General features: G+C 66.4%; 21 protein-coding genes. 16 read left to right on the top strand and 5 right to left on the bottom strand.

What is annotated here, in order from left to right; translation table 11 throughout:
• The first annotated feature begins 68 nt into the window (after window positions 1–68).
• Window positions 69–1,037, top strand: coding sequence for a D-2-hydroxyacid dehydrogenase (locus TX79_RS09915; protein WP_049927288.1), 969 nt, complete (start codon window positions 69–71; stop codon window positions 1,035–1,037).
• 93 nt (window positions 1,038–1,130) lie between these two features.
• Complete coding sequence (locus TX79_RS20140) at window positions 1,131–1,262, top strand: DUF7577 domain-containing protein (protein WP_449271621.1); 132 nt, start codon at window positions 1,131–1,133, stop codon at window positions 1,260–1,262.
• Between the two features lie 61 nt (window positions 1,263–1,323).
• Here TX79_RS20140 and TX79_RS09910 read toward each other — a convergent pair whose 3' ends face one another.
• Entirely contained in the window at window positions 1,324–1,653 is a 330-nt protein-coding gene (locus TX79_RS09910) for a hypothetical protein (RefSeq protein WP_049927287.1), read from the bottom strand.
• Between the two features lie 90 nt (window positions 1,654–1,743).
• Here TX79_RS09910 and TX79_RS09905 point away from each other — a divergent pair, with 90 nt between their 5' ends.
• Window positions 1,744–2,289, top strand: a complete 546-nt coding sequence (locus tag TX79_RS09905) for a CDP-2,3-bis-(O-geranylgeranyl)-sn-glycerol synthase (protein WP_049927286.1) — start codon at window positions 1,744–1,746, stop codon at window positions 2,287–2,289.
• 58 nt (window positions 2,290–2,347) lie between these two features.
• On the opposite strand, the gene TX79_RS09900 is transcribed toward TX79_RS09905, so the two are convergent.
• The gene (locus TX79_RS09900) at window positions 2,348–3,313 is read right to left on the bottom strand and encodes an alpha/beta hydrolase (RefSeq protein ID WP_049927285.1); all 966 of its coding nucleotides are present in this window, start codon (window positions 3,311–3,313) and stop codon (window positions 2,348–2,350) included.
• A 107-nt stretch (window positions 3,314–3,420) separates the two neighbouring features.
• Here TX79_RS09900 and pyrE point away from each other — a divergent pair, with 107 nt between their 5' ends.
• Together pyrE and TX79_RS09890 are read left to right on the top strand one after the other, a co-directional pair.
• Window positions 3,421–3,948: an orotate phosphoribosyltransferase gene (gene pyrE, locus TX79_RS09895; RefSeq protein WP_049927284.1), complete on the top strand. Its 528-nt coding sequence runs from the start codon at window positions 3,421–3,423 to the stop codon at window positions 3,946–3,948.
• A 36-nt stretch (window positions 3,949–3,984) separates the two neighbouring features.
• A complete protein-coding gene (locus tag TX79_RS09890; protein ID WP_049927283.1) occupies window positions 3,985–4,476 on the top strand; it encodes an NUDIX hydrolase in 492 nt (163 codons plus the stop codon).
• Between the two features lie 19 nt (window positions 4,477–4,495).
• Here the strand turns inward: TX79_RS09890 and TX79_RS09885 are convergent, their stop codons facing one another.
• Both TX79_RS09885 and TX79_RS09880 read right to left on the bottom strand, forming a co-directional pair.
• A complete protein-coding gene (locus TX79_RS09885) occupies window positions 4,496–5,137 on the bottom strand; it encodes a class II aldolase/adducin family protein (protein ID WP_049927282.1) in 642 nt (213 codons plus the stop codon).
• 46 nt (window positions 5,138–5,183) lie between these two features.
• A complete protein-coding gene (locus TX79_RS09880) occupies window positions 5,184–5,888 on the bottom strand; it encodes an HAD family hydrolase (RefSeq protein WP_049927281.1) in 705 nt (234 codons plus the stop codon).
• A 290-nt stretch (window positions 5,889–6,178) separates the two neighbouring features.
• On the opposite strand from TX79_RS09880, the gene thrS reads away from it, so the two are divergent.
• From thrS to ribB, 7 genes are all read left to right on the top strand, one after another.
• On the top strand, window positions 6,179–8,131 hold the full coding sequence (gene thrS / locus TX79_RS09875) for a threonine--tRNA ligase (RefSeq protein WP_049927280.1): 1,953 nt from the start codon (window positions 6,179–6,181) through the stop codon (window positions 8,129–8,131).
• Window positions 8,132–8,231: 100 nt separating this feature from the next.
• Window positions 8,232–8,411: a hypothetical protein gene (locus TX79_RS09870; RefSeq protein ID WP_049927279.1), complete on the top strand. Its 180-nt coding sequence runs from the start codon at window positions 8,232–8,234 to the stop codon at window positions 8,409–8,411.
• A gap of 121 nt (window positions 8,412–8,532) precedes the next feature.
• Window positions 8,533–8,808: a hypothetical protein gene (locus TX79_RS09865; protein ID WP_049927278.1), complete on the top strand. Its 276-nt coding sequence runs from the start codon at window positions 8,533–8,535 to the stop codon at window positions 8,806–8,808.
• Between the two features lie 62 nt (window positions 8,809–8,870).
• Window positions 8,871–9,896, top strand: a complete 1,026-nt coding sequence (gene twy1, locus TX79_RS09860) for a 4-demethylwyosine synthase TYW1 (RefSeq protein WP_049927277.1) — start codon at window positions 8,871–8,873, stop codon at window positions 9,894–9,896.
• 63 nt (window positions 9,897–9,959) lie between these two features.
• Entirely contained in the window at window positions 9,960–10,754 is a 795-nt protein-coding gene (locus TX79_RS09855; RefSeq protein ID WP_049927276.1) for a histidine kinase, read from the top strand.
• 129 nt (window positions 10,755–10,883) lie between these two features.
• Window positions 10,884–11,591, top strand: a complete 708-nt coding sequence (locus TX79_RS09850; RefSeq protein ID WP_049927275.1) for a DUF120 domain-containing protein — start codon at window positions 10,884–10,886, stop codon at window positions 11,589–11,591.
• Window positions 11,588–12,295 (top strand): 3,4-dihydroxy-2-butanone-4-phosphate synthase, encoded by a 708-nt coding sequence (gene ribB / locus TX79_RS09845; protein ID WP_049927274.1) that lies wholly within the window; start codon window positions 11,588–11,590, stop codon window positions 12,293–12,295. Before TX79_RS09850 ends, ribB begins: the two co-directional genes overlap by 4 nt.
• Window positions 12,296–12,318: 23 nt before the next feature.
• Here ribB and TX79_RS09840 read toward each other — a convergent pair whose 3' ends face one another.
• Entirely contained in the window at window positions 12,319–12,669 is a 351-nt protein-coding gene (locus TX79_RS09840) for a DUF7471 family protein (protein ID WP_049927273.1), read from the bottom strand.
• A 275-nt stretch (window positions 12,670–12,944) separates the two neighbouring features.
• Here TX79_RS09840 and TX79_RS09835 point away from each other — a divergent pair, with 275 nt between their 5' ends.
• The 4 genes from TX79_RS09835 (at window position 12,945) to TX79_RS09820 (ending at window position 18,136) form a co-directional block, all read left to right on the top strand.
• Window positions 12,945–13,478, top strand: coding sequence for a winged helix-turn-helix transcriptional regulator (locus TX79_RS09835; RefSeq protein ID WP_049927272.1), 534 nt, complete (start codon window positions 12,945–12,947; stop codon window positions 13,476–13,478).
• Between the two features lie 135 nt (window positions 13,479–13,613).
• Complete coding sequence (locus tag TX79_RS09830) at window positions 13,614–14,897, top strand: YncE family protein (protein WP_049927271.1); 1,284 nt, start codon at window positions 13,614–13,616, stop codon at window positions 14,895–14,897.
• 22 nt (window positions 14,898–14,919) lie between these two features.
• A complete protein-coding gene (locus TX79_RS09825; RefSeq protein WP_049927270.1) occupies window positions 14,920–17,079 on the top strand; it encodes a copper resistance CopC/CopD family protein in 2,160 nt (719 codons plus the stop codon).
• A 124-nt stretch (window positions 17,080–17,203) separates the two neighbouring features.
• Window positions 17,204–18,136: a branched-chain amino acid transaminase gene (locus TX79_RS09820; protein ID WP_049927269.1), complete on the top strand. Its 933-nt coding sequence runs from the start codon at window positions 17,204–17,206 to the stop codon at window positions 18,134–18,136.
• Window positions 18,137–18,481: the final 345 nt, after the last annotated feature.

Raw genomic sequence — 18,481 nt, 5'->3', positions numbered from 1 at the left:
GACGACGTCCGTTCCCATCGCCATCCCGAGCCGATAACCCAAAGCGTCCGCGGCGTCGCCCTCCGTATATGACAGCCCCCGACGTCGTCGTGCTTCGCGAGGGCACGGAAGGGTTATCGATGGAATCGTACGCGGACGCGTTGTACGCGCGGCTTCCCGACGCCACCGTCGAACTAGCGCGAACGCCACAGGCTGAGCGCGACCTCGTTCCCCAGGCTCGAGTCGTGACCGGCATCTCGATCGATCCGGCGCTGCTCGAGGACGCCAATCGGCTCGAGCTATTCGCCTGCACCTTCGCCGGCACGGACCACCTGCCGCTGGAGGCCTTCGCCGAACACGGCGTCACGGTCACCAACGCGGGCGGGATTCACGCGCCCGGGATCGCGGAGCAGTCGATCGCGAACATGCTGGTGTTCGCCCGCCGGCTCCACGAGGGATGGCGGCGGAAGCGAAACGGCGAGTGGCGACACTTCCAGTCGACGGAGTTCGCCGGCTCGACGGTCACGATCGTCGGCCTCGGCTCCATCGGGACGGCGATCGCCGAGCGCCTCGAGGGGTTCGACGTGGAGACGATCGGCATCCGTCACACCCCGTCGAAGGGCGGACCGACCGACGAGGTGCGGGGGTACGACGAAGCCGACGTCCACGAGGCGTTCGCTCGCAGCGACTACGTGGTGCTCGCCTGTCCGCTGACGGACCTGACGCGCGGACTCGTCGGCGAGGCGGAACTCGCGACGTTGCCCCCGAACGCGGTGGTGGTGAACGCGGCCCGGGGTGGCGTCGTCGACACGGACGCGCTCGTCGCGGCGCTGCGATCGAACGCGATCCGCGGCGCGGCGCTCGACGTTACCGACCCGGAGCCGTTGCCCGGCGATCACCCGCTGTGGGATCTGGAGAACTGTCTGATCACGCCCCACACCGGCGGTCACACCCCGAAACATTGGGAGCGGCTGGCCGACATCGTCGCCGGCAACGTCGCAGCCCTCGAGACCGGCGACGAACTCGAGAACGTCGTGCTCGAGCCCGGGACCGGGTGACCGTGATCGGTTTCCGTCGTCGAAGGAACCGGGCTCGGGACGCTTGCGATCGTCTGGCCGAACGATTTCCGGCGGCCACGAGTACCTCCCCCGATGAGTTCGCACGGAGGGTCCGGGACGAATCGCGTGACGTGTCGCGTCTGTGGAACGGAAAACGACGGCTTCTACACCTACTGCCGGAGTTGCCTGGGGTCGCTTCCGGCGCGTCCCAGTGCGAAGCGATGACGGCCGCGGTCGGTACGATCGCCATCGACTACCGTCCGTGGGAAACCGACGTGGCCGACGGTCACGACTCCCGCATTCGGGCGACGATCCGATAGGTGACCGATCCGGCCCCGATGCCGGCCGCGAGCGAGTGGTCGGTCGAGTCGTCGTTCGGGATCAACGCGGCCCAGACGATCGCTGACCAGATCGTCAGGAAGACGAGATACCGAAGCGGACGGTCCCGAAATCGACCGACGTATCTTCCCTCGACGACCCGATAACCGAGGCCTCCGACCCATCCCAGGACGATCGACGTCGGGCGAACGCCATCCCCGATTCGACGAGCGAACGCGACGTTCAGCAGAGCCGTCAGCGCCTCGAGGGCGATCCGGAATCGGCCGACCACGAGCATACGTTGATGTTGGTTTTCCAATCGCTTAACGCTTCACCGATCGGCGGCGAACCACCGACGATTAAGACGCGTCGGTTCTTCGCGCCGATCATGGCAGTACTCGAGACGATCGTCGTCGCGTTCTGGGCGATGTTGCCCGCCTACGTCCCGAACAACGCAGCGGTGTTGGCCGGCGGCGGCCGACCGATCGACGGCGGCCGGACCTGGAACGGTACCCGCCTGCTCGGGGACGGGAAGACCTGGCGCGGGACGGCAGCGGGGATTCTCGCGGGACTCGCGCTCGCGGCCGTCCTGACGCTGCTCGCTCCGGAGGTTTCTGCCGCGATCGACATCGAGGTCCCCGAGTTCACGGTCCCTGCCGCCGTCGCTCTCGCCGCGGGAGCGATGCTGGGAGACATCCTCGCCTCCTTCCTGAAGCGCCGAACCGGGCGACAGCGGGGTGCGATGTTCCCCGGCGTCGACCAACTGGATTTCGTCGTCGTCTCTCTGCCCTTGACGGCGCTGCTGGCGACCGACTGGTTCCGAACGTGGTTCACGTGGGACGTCATCCTCGTCGTCGTCGTGTTGACGCCGGTCCTGCACGTGACGACGAACGTGATCGCGTACAAACTCGGACTGAAGAACGAACCCTGGTAACGGCCATACGCTCGTGTTTCTCCCACCGTAACCGAGCGATCGGCGGGAGCCGACCGCGTTACTCGAGGGCCGCCTCGAGGTCGGCGACCGCCGCGTCGTAGGCCTCGTGGGCGGCCTCGAGTCGCAACGGCTCGGCGACCATGTTGAAGAAGCCATGGATCATGTCGGGGTAGTGGTGATGCGAGACGGGGACGCCCGCCTCCTCGAGTCGCTCGGCGTAGGCAGCGCCGTCGTCGCGGAGCGGATCGAACCCGGCGGTGATGACCGTCGCCGGCGGGAGGTTCGAGAGGTCGTGGGCACGCCGGGGCATCGCGTAGACGTTCCCCTGATCGATCTCGCGTTCGAAGTAGTGGCCGCGGAACCACTCCATATCGTCGCTGGTGAGGAAGTACCCCTCGCCGTTCTCCTCGTAGGCATCCGTCCGGGTGACGTCGCCGGTCCCCGGGTAGACGAGCAACTGGTAGGCCACGTCGGGGCCGCCGTAATCCCGCGCGAGCAACGCCGTCGCCGCCGCGAGGTTGCCGCCGGCGCTGTCGCCCGCGAGGACGATGCGATCCGGGTCGGCCCCGAGGTCGGCCGCAGAGGCGGCGGCCCACTCGAGGGCGGCGTAGCAGTCCTCGAGTCCCTCGGGGAACGGGTGTTCGGGTGCGAGTCCGTAGTCGACGCTGACGACGGGGTAGCCAGTCTCGTCGGCCAGTTTCCGACAGACGTCGTCGTGCGTCTCGATGCTGCCGATGACCCAGCCGCCCCCGTGGAAGTAGCAAATCAGCGGGCGGTCGCCGCCCCCGTCTGCCGATCCGGGTTCGTAGATGCGAACGTCGAGATCGCCGTGGGGGCCGTCGATCGTCCGGTCCTCGATCGACTCGAGGTCGACGGCCGCCGTCCCGCCGACCCGCAGTTGCTCGAACATCTCGCGGGCCTCCTGGGCGGAGACCGCGGAGAAGTCCGGCGCGTCGAACGATTCGTACATCTCGAGGAACTCCTGGACCTTCGGATGTGGTTCGTCGGCTCGCGTTGGTGTCATCTGTTCACACTGTCGCCGCTGGGAAGTAAAAATCTACTCCGCCCCGGTCCGATCGGACTCGGCGCGTTTCCACACCGCTTATTTCGTCGGGCCGCGGCCCTTCGAGCATGCCCAATCAGGAACTCATCGACGCACTGCGGGCCGCGGACGCGGTCGAGTTCGGCGAGTTCGAACTCTCCCACGGGGGGACGAGCGAGTACTACGTCGACAAGTACCTCTTCGAGACCGATCCGACCTGCCTCGAGGCCATCGCCGAGGCCTTCGCCGAGCGGATCGACTCCGACGACAAACTCGCCGGCGTCGCGCTCGGCGCGGTCCCGCTCGCGGCCGCCACGAGCGTCGCGGCCGACGTCCCTTACGTCATCGCCCGCAAACAGCGCAAGGAGTACGGCACGGCCAACCTGATCGAGGGCCGCCTCGAGGATGGCGAGGAGGTCGTCGTCCTCGAGGACATCGTGACGACAGGGACGAGCCTCGTCGAAGCCATCGAGGCGCTGCGCGAGGCGGGCGCGACGGTCGAACGCGCTCTCGTCGTCGTCGACCGCGAGGAGGGCGGCCGCGAGAACGTCGAGGACGCGGGCGTCGAGATGGAAGCGCTGGTGACCGCGAGCGAACTGCTCGCGGATCGGGACTGACCGACTGAGCCGTCGCTTAGCTGCTTTCGAACGGACATGGAGTTCGACGTCGATGCCGACGTGCCCCGGGAACGCCAGCAACTCTCCCTCCCCGAGTCGAAACTGGCCGAGCTCCGGGAGTGGGCCGTCGAGGGGACCGCGCTCACGGCCGCGGCTCGAGTGCGCGACGCCGACGACCGCATCGCACTCGTGAAGAACCGGTGGTCGGACGGCTGGATCCTGCCGGGTGGCGGCGTCGAACCGGGCGAACGACCCGTTGCGGCCGTCCGTCGCGAAGTCAGGGAAGAGACCGGACTCGAGGCGACGGTCGGCGATCCGATCCTGGTCGTGGAGCAGACGTATCGATCGCAACGGGACGGAACCCACCGGTTCTCGGCCCGGTACGTCGTGTTTGCCGCCCGGGCCGACGGCGACATCCCCGACCCGGAACGGCTGGGCGTAGGACCGGACGAGATCGCCGCGGCGCGGTGGTTCGCATCGATTCCCGACGAGTTACACGACGGGGACCTGCTTCGCCCATACCTGTGACGACGGTTCGGCGGCGGGGTTACTGCCCGTAGGACTCGAACTGCTCGAGTACCGTCTCCAGTTGCTCGTCGCTCAGGGTCGCCGGCTCGAGCCCGGCCGCCCGGGTCTGGAGGTAGAGCCGCGCCAGGCTCTCGACGTGGACGGTGTTCTCGAGGGCCGTCTCGAGGTCCGCGGCGGTGACGACGAGGCCGTGGTTCTCGATCAGCGACGCGGTGGCGTCGGCCTCGTCCATCGCCTGCACGATGTTCGCCGCGAGTTCGTCCGTGCCGTAAGGGGCGTACTCCGCGACGGGGACCCGCTTGCCGACGGCGACGATCATGTAGTGGATCGGCGGCAGTTCCTCGCGGGCGACGGCCAGCGCCGTCGACCACGGCGAGTGGGTGTGAACGATCGCGCCGACGTCCTCGCGTTCGTAGATCGAGGCGTGCATCGGCACCTCGCTACTGGGTTTCATCGCGCCGTCGCGTTGCTCGCCGTCGACGCCGACGACCGGGACGTCCGAGGCGTCGAAGGAGTCGTAGGGGACGCCGGTGGGGGTGATCGCGAAGGCGTCGCCGTCGCGCCCGTCGCGGACGCTCAGGTTCCCCGTTCGACCCGGCGTCAGGTCGGCGAGTTCCGAGGCGTACTCGACGACCTGCCGGCGCTCCTCGGCGAGGATCATACGACCACCTCCGGAACGAGTTCCGGCGTCCCCGCGGTCGCGACGCTCATGCGATCACCTCAGCCAGGTCCGCGACGGCGTCGATCCGGTGGTCCGGCTCGCGCTCGCCCGACAGCGATTCGTCGACCTCGTCCCGAGGATCGAACAGCACGGTCTCGAGGCCGACCGCGTTCGCACCTGCAATATCGGCGTCGACGTCGTCGCCGACCATCACCGCCTCGGAGACGCGTCGATCGAGTCGTGCGAGCGGGAGCGTGAACATGACCGACGCGGGCTTCTCTCGGCCCGTCTCCTCGGACGTGAGCACCAGGTCGACGTACGGTGTCAGCCCCAGCCGCTGGAGTTTCGCGAGCTGGATCGTCGTCGTGAGGTTGGTCGTAATCGCGACGTCGATCCCGCGCTCCCGCAGCGTCTCGAGCGTCTCCTCGACCCCGGGGGCGAGGGTCATCTCCTCGAGGTAGGCGCTCCAGTAGGCGTCACCCAGTGCCAGCGCGTCGCTCGGTCGGGGCTCGCCGAGGTGGCGCTCGAGGGCTCGCTTGAAGTAGAGGTACCGCTCGTGTGAGGCAGCAGTGCCGTCGATTTCGCGTTTCACGTCGCGGCGACCGGCCTGGTAGAACTCCGCGAACGAGTCGCGATCGAAGTCGTATCCCAGCTCTCTGGCCCGCTCGAGCGCGGCGGCTTTCCCCGCGCGATTACAGGGCGGGTACGGATAGAGCGTGTCGTCGAGGTCGAACAGGACGACGGTTGCCATACGCTGGCCCTCGTAGGGCAGGGAAAAACGAGTACCGATCCGAGACGGTCTCGGCAGTCCCGTTCGGCGCGACGACGCTGTCCCGCGTCTCGCAGGCCATCACAATGTTTTTAACCTGCTCGAGACTACGCGTATCCACGATGGTAGGTGTCCGCTTTACAGGGGCTCTCGCCCGCTTCTAACCATCACCACCTACCGCTCGCTGTGTCGTTCCCACGCAGTCGAGCGGTACCGGCGGACACGCGATCGAACTTCTCACCGAAGTTCCCCACCCAGCGGTAGCTACACACATGTCAGAATCAGATCCACAGGAAACGGTTACAGTGGTACTGCCGGACGGCTCGGAACTCGAGGTCGACGCCGACGCGACCGTCGAGGACTGCGCCTACGAGATCGGTCCCGGCCTCGGGAGCGACACCGTCGCGGGCCGACTCGACGGCGACCTCGTCGCCAAGGAGGAACCCGTCTACGACGGGGCCGAACTCGAGATCGTCACCGACGACGGTGGCGAGGACTACCTGCGCGTGATGCGCCACTCCGCTTCGCACTGTCTCGCCCAGGCCGTCGAACGACTCTTCGACGCCGAGGAGGTCAAACTCGCCATCGGCCCGCCGACGGACGAGGGGTTCTACTACGACTTCGACAACTTAGACGTCGACGAGGAGGACCTCGAGGCGATCGAAGCGGAGATGAAGGAGATCGTCGAAGCCGACTACGACATCGAACGGGAGGAAGTCCCGATCGAGGAGGCCGAAGAACGCCTCGCGGACGAACCCTACAAACTCGAGTTGCTCGAGGAGTTCGCCGACGAGAACGATACCGTCTCCTTCTACAAACAGGGCGAGTGGGAGGATCTCTGTGCCGGCCCGCACGTCGACTCGACGGGCGAAATCGGCGCGGTGAAACTACTCGAGATCGCCGGCGCGTACTGGCGCGGCGACGAGGAAAACGAGATGCAGACCCGCATCTACGGCACCGCGTTCGAGGACGAGAGCGACCTCGAGGCGTTCATAGAGCGGCGCGAGGAGGCCAAAGAGCGCGATCACCGCAAGATCGGCTCCGAGATGAACCTCTTCTCGATCCAGGACGTGACCGGTCCGGGCCTGCCGCTGTATCACCCGCCGGGCAAGACCGTCCTGAACGAACTGTCCGCGTTCGTCACCGACCTCAACGCGGAGTCGGGCTACGACTACGTCGAGACGCCGCACCTGTTCAAGACGGATCTCTGGCAGAAGTCGGGCCACTACGAGAACTACAAGGACGACATGTTCGTCTTCGAACTCGGCGACGACGAGTTCGGCCTGAAGCCGATGAACTGCCCCGGCCACGCCACTATCTTCGACGACGGCTCCTGGAGCTACCGCGATCTCCCCGTCAGGTACGCCGAGGACGGCAAGGTGTACCGGAAGGAACAGCGCGGCGAACTGTCGGGCCTCTCGCGGGTCTGGGCCTTCACCATCGACGACGGCCACCTGTTCGTCCGTCCCGACCAGATCGAGAGCGAGGTCGAGGCGATCATGGACTCGATCGACGAGGTGCTACAGACGTTCGATCTCGAGTACGAGGTCGCCCTCGCGACCCGACCCGAGAAGTCGGTCGGCTCCGACGAGATCTGGGAGAAGGCGGAAGCGCAACTCGAGTCAGTCCTCGAGGACCGCGAGATGGCGTACGAACTCGAGGCGGGCGACGGCGCGTTTTACGGGCCGAAGATCGACTACGCCTTCGAGGACGCCATCGGTCGCCAGTGGGACGGCCCGACAGTCCAGCTGGACTTCAACATGCCCGAGCGGTTCGACCTGACCTACGTCGGCGAGGACAACGAGGAACACCGCCCCGTTATGATTCACCGCGCCCTCTACGGCTCCTACGAGCGCTTCTTCATGATGCTCATCGAGCACTTCGAGGGCAACTTCCCGCTGTGGCTCGCGCCCGAGCAGGTCCGCGTGCTGCCCATCTCCGACGAGAACCTCGCGTACGCCCGCGAGGTCGCGAGCGAGTTCGACGACTTCCGCGTCGAGGTCGACGACCGGGACGCGACCTTAGAGCGCAAGATCCGCGCGGCCCACGACGACCGCGTCCCCTACCAGATCATCGTCGGCGACAACGAGGAGGAAGCCGGCAACATCTCGGTGCGCGACCGCTTCGAGGACCAGGAGTACGACGTCGCGATCGACGCGTTCAGACGGCATCTCCGGGCCGAACGCGACGAGAAGCGGACGGAGCCGGACTTCCTGCAGGACTGACCGGCGCTCGGAGCCGTCGGTGATTCGAACCGCGAACGCCGTGGTTCGAACGCGGATTCGGGCCCTAAACGTTTAATTACTGCTAGCCTAACTGTCCCGTATGGCAGCTGCCAACAGTTTCGGGCTCCCCTTCGACGGCAGCGTCGAGGAGCAGGGCCTCCTCCGACAACTCCTCGACGAGTATCCCAACCTGCCGGTACACGCCTTTATCGTCTTCTTCTATCTCATCGTCTTCGGCTACTTCCTCTTCGTGGCCTGGGGATTCATCGTCGGGCTGTAGCCGGTCGAGACGCGAATCGAGCGATCGATTGCACGGGAGCCCGCTTCGGTCGTCGGTTTTCACTGTGTGAGCGGACGTCGGGACACAGAACGTTTTTCTTCCGTCCAGCCGAACGTTCGGTATGGACTCCCTCGTCGCCGCGCTTGCCGTCATGGCGACGCCCGGACTGCTCATCTGGACGTACCAAGACGCCCTTCGCGTCGAGGTCGGGCGGCCGATGTTGTGGTCCCTCGTGGTCAGCGTCCCGGTCGCTCTCGGTGCCACCATGTATCTCTTCGCGACCGTCCCCACCACGGGCGTCATCATGACGGCCAACACCGGGCTAGTGCTGTACGGCTTCGAGCGCGAGGTGGCTACCGAGGAGGAGGAGCCGGCCGAACCGGGAACGCTGCCCTGAACTGCCGGCCCCGTCTCGCGGACCACACACCTTTTGGGTTCGCCTCCCCAACCGGGAGCAACATGAGCGATTCCGCCGAGAGCGGCGTCGGACCGGGCACCGACGTCGACGGGGACGACGACGGGGGTCCGGCACAGGTCTCGAGTCCGGACTACCACAGCGAGAACCACACGGCCGCCCAGACGTGTGGCTGGACGGCCAACGCCCTGCGCGGCGAGGGGAAGTGTTACAAGAACATCTGGTACGGAATCGAGTCCCACCGCTGTATCCAGATGACGCCCGTGGTCAAGTGCAACGAGCGTTGCGTCTTCTGCTGGCGCGACCACAAAGGCCACGCCTACGAACTGGGCGACGTCGAGTGGGACGATCCCGAAGCCGTCGCCGACGCCTCCATCGACCTGCAGAAGAAGCTCCTGTCGGGGTTCGGCGGCAACGACGAGGTGCCACGCGAGGTCTTCGAGGAGGCGATGGAGCCCCGGCACGTCGCCATCTCGCTCGACGGCGAACCGACGCTGTACCCCTACCTGCCGGAACTGCTCGAGGCGTTCCACGAGCGCGACATCACCACCTTCCTCGTCTCGAACGGGACCAACCCCGACGTGCTCCGGGAGTGCGACCCGACCCAACTCTACGTCAGCGTCGACGCACCCGAACGCCACACCTTCGACCGGGTCGTCAAGGCCGTCGAGGACGACGCCTGGGAGCGACTGCTCGAGACGATGGACGTCCTCCGGGAGAAAGACGACACCCGGACCGTCCTGCGGACGACGCTCGTTCAGGGAGAGAACATGCACCACCCCGACTGGTACGCCGGCTTCTACCGTCTGGCCGACCCCGACTTCGTCGAACTGAAAGCGTACATGCACGTCGGACACTCCCAGGGCCGGCTCGATCGCTCGTCGATGCCCGAGCACGAGGACGTCGTCGACTTCGCCGAATCCGTCCAGGAGTACATGCCCGCGTTCACCGAGTGCAAGCAGGTGCCTGCCTCGCGGGTCGCCCTCCTCGCGAAGACGAGCGATACGTGGGTCCCGAAACTGAAGAAAGACAGCGACTTCTGGGCGCGTGACCCGGTCACAGGCGACTGATCGCCCTCGATACTCCTCGTCGGCCAGAACGGTTTCCCGTCCGGCTCCGCAACACCTCGAGCGATGCTGCTCCGTGCCGTCGTCGACGAGGTAGGGCGGACCTCGCAGACGATTGCCGTCGTCGGCGACGGTCCCGAGCAACTCGAGATGATGCTCGACGACGCGGTCGGCGATGGAACCACGGTCGCATCGGTCGAGACACTCGAACCAGCCTCGTTCGACGGCCTGTCCGACGACGACGCCAGAACGCTCGAGGGAGCGGGCGCGACTGCAGTGTTGCTCGAGGAGGGAGACCCGGTGGCGGCCTCCGCGATGGCCGACCTCTACGATTCGATTCTCGCGATCAACTCGGATGCGTTCGTAACCGGGTCCCGCGGGCTTTCGGAAATCGATCTGCCGGACGTGCTGGCCGGCCTGGCGGGAACCCGGTTGTCCCTCCGGGGGTATCCGCTCGCGCACAAGGAGAAACTCCTGTTGATCCTGGTGTCGCGGTACGTCGAACGCCTGGCCTGGGAAGCCGGTTCCGGCACGCTTCTGGCGGGGTTCCAGCGACTTTCCCGCATCGAGGACGAAATCGGGACGAAGGAGGTCTACGACCGACTCGAGCGAACCGACGTCGACTGCCACTGCTACGGCGTCGGCGACGCGACCGACCTGGGGCTCGAGGCGACGATCCACGCGGGCGTCGGCCCCGCCTACCGTGACCCCTGGTTCGTCGTCTTCGACCCCGACGAGGCCGCCGACCGAGCAGGGGCACTCGTCTGCGTGGAACGGGAATCCCGCATCTGGGACGGCTTCTTCACGTTCGATCCGGACTGCGTCGAGCGGGTCCGCGACGCGATCGATCGGGCGTACTGAGCCATCGGTGGGTTTTTCAGCCGACGCACCGACCGCGAGATACGAATAAACTGTCGACAACGCCATCACAGTTGCGTGATGCTCCTCACATTCGGTATGCTTTTGGGGGAGCCGGCGAAACGCCTAGGTATGTCACAGACTGCGCAGGCGACCGTCGGACACGACGAACTCGCCGTTCTCAAACTGCTCGCGCTCGAGGGCGGGCTCGAGGGTGACGTCAAGATCTCCTGTTCGCACCTTGCTGACCGGCTGGACGCGTCGAACCAGACCGCCTCCCGCCGACTGCAACGGCTCGAGAGCGCGGATCTGCTCGAACGAGACACGGTCAGCGACGGCCAGTGGGTCGCGGTCACCGACGAGGGCGAACGCGCCCTCCACGCCGAGTACGAGGACTACCGGCGCATCTTCGAACGCGACGCCGAGGTCGAACTCGAGGGCGTCGTTACCAGCGGGATGGGCGAGGGACGCCACTACATCTCGCTGCCGGGCTACAAACGCCAGTTCGAGGACCGGCTCGGTTACGAGCCGTTCCCAGGGACGCTGAACGTCGAACTGCGCGACGAGAGCGTCCGTCGCCGTAGCGCCGTCTCGTCGCTCGAGCCGGTGCCGATCGACGGCTGGGAGGACGAGGAGCGGACCTACGGCCCCGCCGTCTGTTATCCCGCGACGATCGAGACCGCCGACGACGCGGTCTACGAGGGCGCACACACCATCGCGCCTGAACGAACGCACCACGACGATGACCAACTCGAGGTGATCGCACCGGTGAAGCTTCGGGACGAACTCGGCCTCGAGGACGACGATCACGTCACGGTCACGGTGGGTGATCGCGAATGACGGGCCATCACGCCGGTACCCAGCCGACGGCCGACGACGGGGAAGCGACGCGACGGGCGGCAGACGCCGTCGATCGCGCGCTCGAGGCCCTGAGAGCGGGCGAGCCGGTCCTCGTTCACGACGCGGCCGACCGCGAGGGCGAGACCGACCTGATCTATCACGCGGACGCCGTGACGCCCGAGGCGGTCGCCCGGCTGCGAAACGACGCTGGCGGCCTGGTCTGTGCCGCCCTGAGCCACGACGTCGCGGAGGCGTTCGACCTCCCCTTCTACGCGGAGACCGTCGACCACCCCGCCGCGGGCGACCACGAACTCGGCTACGACGAGCGCTCGTCGTTCTCGCTGACGGTCAACCACCGGGATACCTACACGGGGATCACCGACACCGACCGATCGCTGACCATCCGGACGCTGGCGGAGGCCGCCGCAGCCCCCGAGTCGTTCGACTTCGCGTCGGAATTTCGCGTCCCCGGCCACGTCCACCTGCTGAAAGCCGCCCCGGACCTGCTCTCACAGCGCGAGGGCCATACTGAACTGGGCGTCGCACTCGCCGAGGCCGCCGACCTCCCGCCAGCCGTCGTCGTCTGCGAGATGCTCGACGACGAGACCGGCGAGGCCCGCTCCCCGGCCGACGCACGGGCCTACGCCGACCGCCACGACTTCGTCTACCTCGAGGGCCGTGACGTCCTCGAGCGACTGGGTTGATCGGATCGTCCCCGTTTTCGGCGTCAGTCGCCCTCGGACTCGAAGCCAGTTCGGTCGGCATCGGAGCCGCTCCGGTAGACCGCGTAGAGAACGAGGACGGCGATCGTAAAGTCGAAACTGTGTTCGACGAGGTGGTGGACGGTCATCGGGACGAGCCCGAACACGGTTCCGAGTCCCGTAATCGATCGGCCGACGAGCAAACCGAGAACGACCGTGATCAACAGGTAACGCTGTGATCGCCGTCGTAAGTAGGCGACGACGCCACACCCGAAGAGGACCGTCGTCCCGGCGACCGCCAGGACGATGATGGCGAGTAACACCGGCGCGAGGTTCGGATCCAGCCATCCGACGTCGAACGGATTCGTGTGGTCCATCGCCGCTATCCTACCTCGGAGGGAGAGTCACGTATGTGCTTCGGTCGGATACCCGGCGTTCGCCCCCGGAGCGAGGTGAGCTCCCGCAGCGTGCAGTTGCAGGCCGCGCCACAATCAGCGCGGTTTCCGTAGTTCGATACCGACATGATGACGTAGTTCGATACTGACACCATGACCCGTCGTATGACCGGTTCTCAGTTGTCGGGAACCGACGGAACCCGTTATCAGTACGGCATCGCTAGCCGCGGGTACCGACCGGAGCCGCGATCACTGCTATGACCGATACCCGACGTACGATCCGAGCCCACGTCCAGTCGAACGCCGGAATCCACTTCAACGAACTCGTCCGCGAATCGGAGTTCGCGCCGGGACAGATCCAGTATCACGTCCGCCGGTTGCTCGACGAGGGCGCACTCGTTCGCGAGGAGTTCTACGGCCGGACGCACTACTATCCGCCGGCGTACGACGAGTGGGAACGCGCCGCACTGGCCCTGTTCCGGCGCGAAACGACCCGCGAGATCGTCATGCACCTGATCGCCAACGAGTCCGCCGTTCCGAGCGAGGTCGCCGACGCTCTCGAGATCGCCCGGAGTACACTCGAGTATCACCTCGATCGACTCGTCGAACGCGGGATCGTCGAGAAACAGTACGACGATCGGAACCGGGTCACGCTCGAACTCGCTGCGCCCGAACGAACGGCCGAATTACTCGCGGAAGTGGAGCCGACCGTCCCCGATCGCCTGATCGACCGGTTCACGCGGCTCGTCGACGGCCTGCTCGAGGACGCAACCGGAACGGAGCGCGTCTGAAGCGGATAGGGCTGCAGTTGGCAGAGACGTTCACCGGTCGGTACGGCCGTGTTTCGCCATCCGAATTCGACGGACGGACCATAATTTCGACCGTTGGACCAGAATAATAACTGCAATTCGGGGTGGAGGGGACGTATGGATCGACCCGTCAATCGACGGCGGTTTGTACAGGCCGCGACCGGCAGCCTCGCGATCGGACTCGCGGGCTGTATGGATGACAACGAGGAGGACGAGACCGACTCAGAACCCGCTACAACCGGCAGTAACGGAGGTGACGAGTCCGAGGGCAACGAAACCGATACGGACCCCTCGAGCGACGACGATTCTGGCGACGACTCGACCGGCGAGGGAAGCGAGGGACTGTTGTACGCGTTCGCCCCCGATCGGGCGGTTCTGATCGATCCCGAAGCCGGCGAGATCGTCACGGATCTCGACGCGGAGCTATCCGACGCCGACTGGGGCGACGCGCGACTCACGCACGACGAGCGCAAACTGTTCGCCGTCGAGTCGGGGAACAACCGCGTCGGCGTCGTCGATACCGACGCCCGCGCGTTCGTCGACTGGGTCGACGTCGGACCCGGCGCGACCCACGCGTTCCACCCCGTCGACGACGAGATCTGGGTCCACGCGGACGCCGAGGGTCGGTTCTACGTGATCGGCGTCGACTCCCACGAGGTCGAACACGTCGTCCAGTCCGGGTTCGACGTCAGCGGCCACGGGAAGCTGATCCACCACGATGAGATCTATCCGACGGCGTACGCGACGAATACGGACGATTCCGCGCTCCACGTCATCGACCTCGAGGCCCACGAGCGTCCCGACTCGATCGAGGCGGTCGGCGACGAGGGTGGCACCCACTACGCGATGTACGCGCCCGAGAACGGCCTCGTCTACGTCGAGCGCTCGGGCGGCGACGACATGCCGGTCGTCGATCCTGCGACCGACGAGGTCGTCGACCGCCTCGATATCAACGGTGGCCTCTCGATCGGACCGAACCTGGAGCGGCTCGCGGTCTGGGAGGGCGATCAGGTTCACTTCATCGACGCGACCGACGAGGACAGCGAGATTCTCGGGACCCTCGACCTCGAGGGCCGCGGCCCGGACGACGTCGATTACTTCGAGGAGGACGGCACCCTGTACGCGATCGTCGCGAACACGACCTCGAGCGAAGTCTCCGTGGTGAACGTCGACGACCTGGAAATCGTCGCCCACGTCGCTGCGGGCTCGATCTCACGGGACGGGGAGCACCTCCACCGATCCGGGACGCTCGCCGACGGCAACTACTTCACGACGTCCGGCGCTGACGGGACCGTGCCGATCATCGACGTGGGGGCGCGCGAACTCCGCCACGAGGTCGAGGTTAGCGAGGGCGTCGACACGCTCGCGTACGTCGGGGACGGATCGGGTGCCTGGTACTGAGCCCTGACGGGGAACGAAGACCGTGGCCAAACTCACCACCTGCGATCGCGGCCGGTCGACGTCAGCCCCCGGAGTAGCGATCGTCCTCGTCTTCGGCGTCCTCGTGGCAACGGCGACGCTCGTCCCCGTCGCGAGCGCCCACGCCGTTCTCAGCGAGACCGATCCGGCGCAGGGCGGGCACGTCGAGGAGGTCCCGGAGACGATGACGATGACCTACACCGGCGACGGGGTCGACGAGATCATCGACGTGACGGTGACCGGCCCGGACGGAGAGGACGTCACGCAAGATGCCTACAAGGAGGGCGAGGTCTCGAGGGACGTCTTCGTCGACGTCGCGGACGGCGGCGATGGAATCTACGTGGTCGAGTGGGAGGTTCGCTCGACCGATACCCACGTCGTCCAGGGGACGTGGTTCTTCACCGTCGGCGACGAGCCGTCCGATCCCGCTGCGCTCCGGGCGGCCTACGAGAGTGACGGCGGAACGGGCGACGACGGGCTCGAGTACGCGCAGATTCTCCCGAAGGGGGTGCTCTACGCTGCAGTGATCGCGCTGATCGGGATTCCGACGGCCACGATCGGGGTCGTCCGCCCCGTCGCGGCTCGGTTCGGATGCTCGAGTGCGGTCCCCGAGGTCGCCGTACGCCGTCTCCTGGCCGGTGCGGCTATCGCAGCCCTCGTCGGGACGGGCGCGCTGTACCTCGAAGCCGTTCTCGGAACCGGTCGGTCGCTCGAGGCCGCGGGTACGGTGGGCTCGAGTCGGACGGGCGGAATCCTGGCGGCGCAGGTCGCCGTCGCGGCGGCGCTGGTCGTCGCCGCCGTCGCCGCGCGCCGGTACGGTGCGGATCGGCCCACCAGTTCCGGCCCCGGACTCGGCGTCCGACTCGGTGGGGCCGTCAGCGCGCTAGGCGGACTGTGTCTCGCCGTCGGAATCGGCGCGACGAGCCACGCCGCGAGTCAGGTCGGCCTCCTCGCGGGAACGGTCGTCACGCTCGGACACCTACTCGGCGTCGCCGTCTGGATCGGCGGCCTGGCGATGCTGGGCCTCGTGCTTCCGAAATTGCTCCGCCACCTGGACTCGAGCGATCCCGACCGCCGCCGAGTCGCGGCTGCCGCCGTCCGGCGGTTCTCGGTCCTGGCGATCGCCGGCGTGACGCTTCTCGCGTCGACCGGCCTGGGACTGACGGCCTGGCTCGTCCCCGATCTCGAGGCGTTCGTCGGAACGGTCCACGGGACGCTCCTCGGCGCGAAACTCCTCCTCGTCGCGGTCGCGCTCGTGCTCGGAACCGCCTCACGGTTCGTCCTCCTCCGCCGGATCGATTCCGCGATCGACGACGGTGGAGTACGTCCCGGCGGCCGGCAGGACCGCGACGAGCGCGAGAGCGTGCGGAGCGACGGCGGCCGCGACGATTCGATCGCGTCGATCGTCCGAGCCGTTCGGCTCGAGATCGCCGTCGTCCTCCTCGTCCTCCTGCTATCGGGCGCGCTCACCGCTGCCGTGCCGGGCGTCGTCGCCGTCACGACGGCCGGGGACGGGCCGGATCACGACTCGGTCGAGATCGACCTGGGCCTCGAGGGGGATCACGAGGGGACCCTCACCGTGTTGCCGGCCGACCGGTCGGCCGGCGAAAACGCGAACGGAAACGGAAGCGAGAGCCGCGGTGGCGGAGACGCGGATCGAGCCCCACCCGTCCTCGAGACCGCCGAGGGAACCCCGATCGTCGTCGAACTCGCGCTGTCAGCCGACGGCGAGCCGATCGAACTCGAGACCGAGGAACGACTGCTCGCCGAACACGGGGAGAGCGACACCACCATCGGCCCCGTTCTCGAACCGCTCGAGGAACCGGGTCGCTACGGTGTCGTGCTCATCTTGCCGGAGTCCGGCGAGTGGACCGTTCGGCTGAACGTCTGGACCGGGGAGACGTTCATCGACGACGAGTTCCGGCTCTCGAACGCGCCGGCGGACGAGGATACGGGCGGGGGCGAAAGCGGAACCGAGACCGCGGGTACGGGAGACGGGCACGTCGACCACGATCACGACGATGCAGAGGCCGGCCCGTCCCGAGCCGAACCGAGCTCGCCGTTCGCCGCAGTTCTGCAGTTCGGCGCGATCGCGGTCGCTATCGTCGGCTCCGTCGCCGTCGTCGTCGAAACGGTCCGGCTTGGCGACCGCGAGTCGGCGTAGCCGTCGTCGGTCACTCGTCGCCCGCCCCTCGAGCGGTGGCTCACCACGTCGGCTCGAATCGCGACGTCCCTTCGGCCTCGAAAATCGCGAACACTTAGTACGGTGGCTTTCAACACCTACGATCATGGGATTCGACGAGATGGACGTCGACACGATCTGGATGGACGGGGAGTTCGTCGACTGGGACGACGCACAGATCCACGTCCTCACGCACGGACTCCACTACGGGAGCGGCGTCTTCGAGGGAGCCCGGTGTTACGACACCGAGGAAGGCCCCGCCATCTTCCGCTGGGAGGAACACCTGGAACGGCTGTTCCAGTCCGCCAAACCCTACGACATGGAGATCGACTTCTCAAAAGCGGAACTGACCGAGGCAACGAAGGAACTCATTCGACGCCAGGAGCTTTCCTCCTGTTACATCCGACCGATCGCCTACTACGGCTACAACTCCCTCGGCGTCAGCCCGAAGGACTGTCCGACCCGCGTCGCCATCGCCGCCTGGCCGTGGGGTGCCTACCTCGGTGAAGACGCCCTCGAGAACGGGATCGACGTGATGATCTCCTCGTGGCGAAAACACGCCTCGAGCCAGATTCCCACGAACGCGAAGACGACGGGGCTGTACGTCAACAGCCTCCTCGCCGGCGAGGAGGCCCGCCGGAACGGCTACGCCGAAGCGATCGTCCTCAACAAGGAGGGCAACGTCGCGGAAGGCCCCGGCGAGAACCTCTTTCTCGTCCGCGACGGCGAACTCTACACGCCCGGGCTCTCGGAGTCGATCCTCGACGGGATCACCCGCGATACCGTGATCGAACTCGCGGAGGACCTGGGCTACACGGTCCACGATAACGTCTCGATCTCGCGGGGCGAACTCAACACCGCCGACGAACTGTTCTTCACCGGGTCGGCGGCCGAAGTCACGCCCATCCGCAAGGTCGACAACGTCGTCATCGGCGACGGCTCCCGCGGTCCCATCACGGAGGACATCCAGTCGCGATTCTTCGACGTCGTCGAGCGGCAGACCGACGAGTACGACGAGTGGTTCGAGTACGTCGAATAACGCGCGCGTAGGACCGATCCGGCCTCGATAGCGGGATTGGGAGTGTTTTCGGCCTGGGCTCCTCGTTCGAACGACGACTCGACGCGAGCAGCAGCCAGCCAGTCGTGAGTCCCCGATCGAACTGTCGACCGAGCGCCGATTCCAGTCCCGATCCAGATCGTGTCATTCATCCGAATTACTGTTGCAAATCTCTGGTGGAAATTTGAACGTACGATGCGTGAATAGCGGTAATTGTTTACAATATTGGTACTTTTTCCGACGGACAGAAAGAAGAAAACGTCCCATCAGTTTATTTACTGCGTCATTCCCTCAATACCATGAATAATATGTCGGGTACGGTCCGTG

The sequence above is a fragment of the Halopiger goleimassiliensis genome (genome assembly GCF_000455345.1).
Classification (GTDB): Archaea; Halobacteriota; Halobacteria; order Halobacteriales; family Natrialbaceae; genus Halopiger_A; species Halopiger_A goleimassiliensis.
Note: the sequence above shows the minus strand (reverse complement) of the source record. Positions and strands in the feature narration are given on the sequence as shown.

Excerpts from the sequence above, each read along its gene's own strand:
- TX79_RS09855 (WP_049927276.1), top strand. The coding sequence starts at position 9,960 with ATGCTGCTCCGTGCCGTCGTCGACGAGGTAGGGCGGACCTCGCAGACG.
- pyrE (WP_049927284.1), top strand. The coding sequence starts at position 3,421 with ATGCCCAATCAGGAACTCATCGACGCACTGCGGGCCGCGGACGCGGTC.
- TX79_RS09890 (WP_049927283.1), top strand. The coding sequence starts at position 3,985 with ATGGAGTTCGACGTCGATGCCGACGTGCCCCGGGAACGCCAGCAACTC.
- TX79_RS09915 (WP_049927288.1), top strand. The coding sequence starts at position 69 with ATGACAGCCCCCGACGTCGTCGTGCTTCGCGAGGGCACGGAAGGGTTA.
- twy1 (WP_049927277.1), top strand. The coding sequence starts at position 8,871 with ATGAGCGATTCCGCCGAGAGCGGCGTCGGACCGGGCACCGACGTCGAC.
- TX79_RS09910 (WP_049927287.1), bottom strand. The coding sequence starts at position 1,653 with ATGCTCGTGGTCGGCCGATTCCGGATCGCCCTCGAGGCGCTGACGGCT.
- thrS (WP_049927280.1), top strand. The coding sequence starts at position 6,179 with ATGTCAGAATCAGATCCACAGGAAACGGTTACAGTGGTACTGCCGGAC.
- TX79_RS09900 (WP_049927285.1), bottom strand. The coding sequence starts at position 3,313 with ATGACACCAACGCGAGCCGACGAACCACATCCGAAGGTCCAGGAGTTC.
- TX79_RS09885 (WP_049927282.1), bottom strand. The coding sequence starts at position 5,137 with ATGATCCTCGCCGAGGAGCGCCGGCAGGTCGTCGAGTACGCCTCGGAA.
- TX79_RS20140 (WP_449271621.1), top strand. The coding sequence starts at position 1,131 with ATGAGTTCGCACGGAGGGTCCGGGACGAATCGCGTGACGTGTCGCGTC.
- TX79_RS09835 (WP_049927272.1), top strand. The coding sequence starts at position 12,945 with ATGACCGATACCCGACGTACGATCCGAGCCCACGTCCAGTCGAACGCC.
- TX79_RS09905 (WP_049927286.1), top strand. The coding sequence starts at position 1,744 with ATGGCAGTACTCGAGACGATCGTCGTCGCGTTCTGGGCGATGTTGCCC.
- TX79_RS09820 (WP_049927269.1), top strand. The coding sequence starts at position 17,204 with ATGGGATTCGACGAGATGGACGTCGACACGATCTGGATGGACGGGGAG.
- TX79_RS09830 (WP_049927271.1), top strand. The coding sequence starts at position 13,614 with ATGGATCGACCCGTCAATCGACGGCGGTTTGTACAGGCCGCGACCGGC.
- TX79_RS09840 (WP_049927273.1), bottom strand. The coding sequence starts at position 12,669 with ATGGACCACACGAATCCGTTCGACGTCGGATGGCTGGATCCGAACCTC.
- TX79_RS09880 (WP_049927281.1), bottom strand. The coding sequence starts at position 5,888 with ATGGCAACCGTCGTCCTGTTCGACCTCGACGACACGCTCTATCCGTAC.
- ribB (WP_049927274.1), top strand. The coding sequence starts at position 11,588 with ATGACGGGCCATCACGCCGGTACCCAGCCGACGGCCGACGACGGGGAA.
- TX79_RS09870 (WP_049927279.1), top strand. The coding sequence starts at position 8,232 with ATGGCAGCTGCCAACAGTTTCGGGCTCCCCTTCGACGGCAGCGTCGAG.
- TX79_RS09850 (WP_049927275.1), top strand. The coding sequence starts at position 10,884 with ATGTCACAGACTGCGCAGGCGACCGTCGGACACGACGAACTCGCCGTT.
- TX79_RS09865 (WP_049927278.1), top strand. The coding sequence starts at position 8,533 with ATGGACTCCCTCGTCGCCGCGCTTGCCGTCATGGCGACGCCCGGACTG.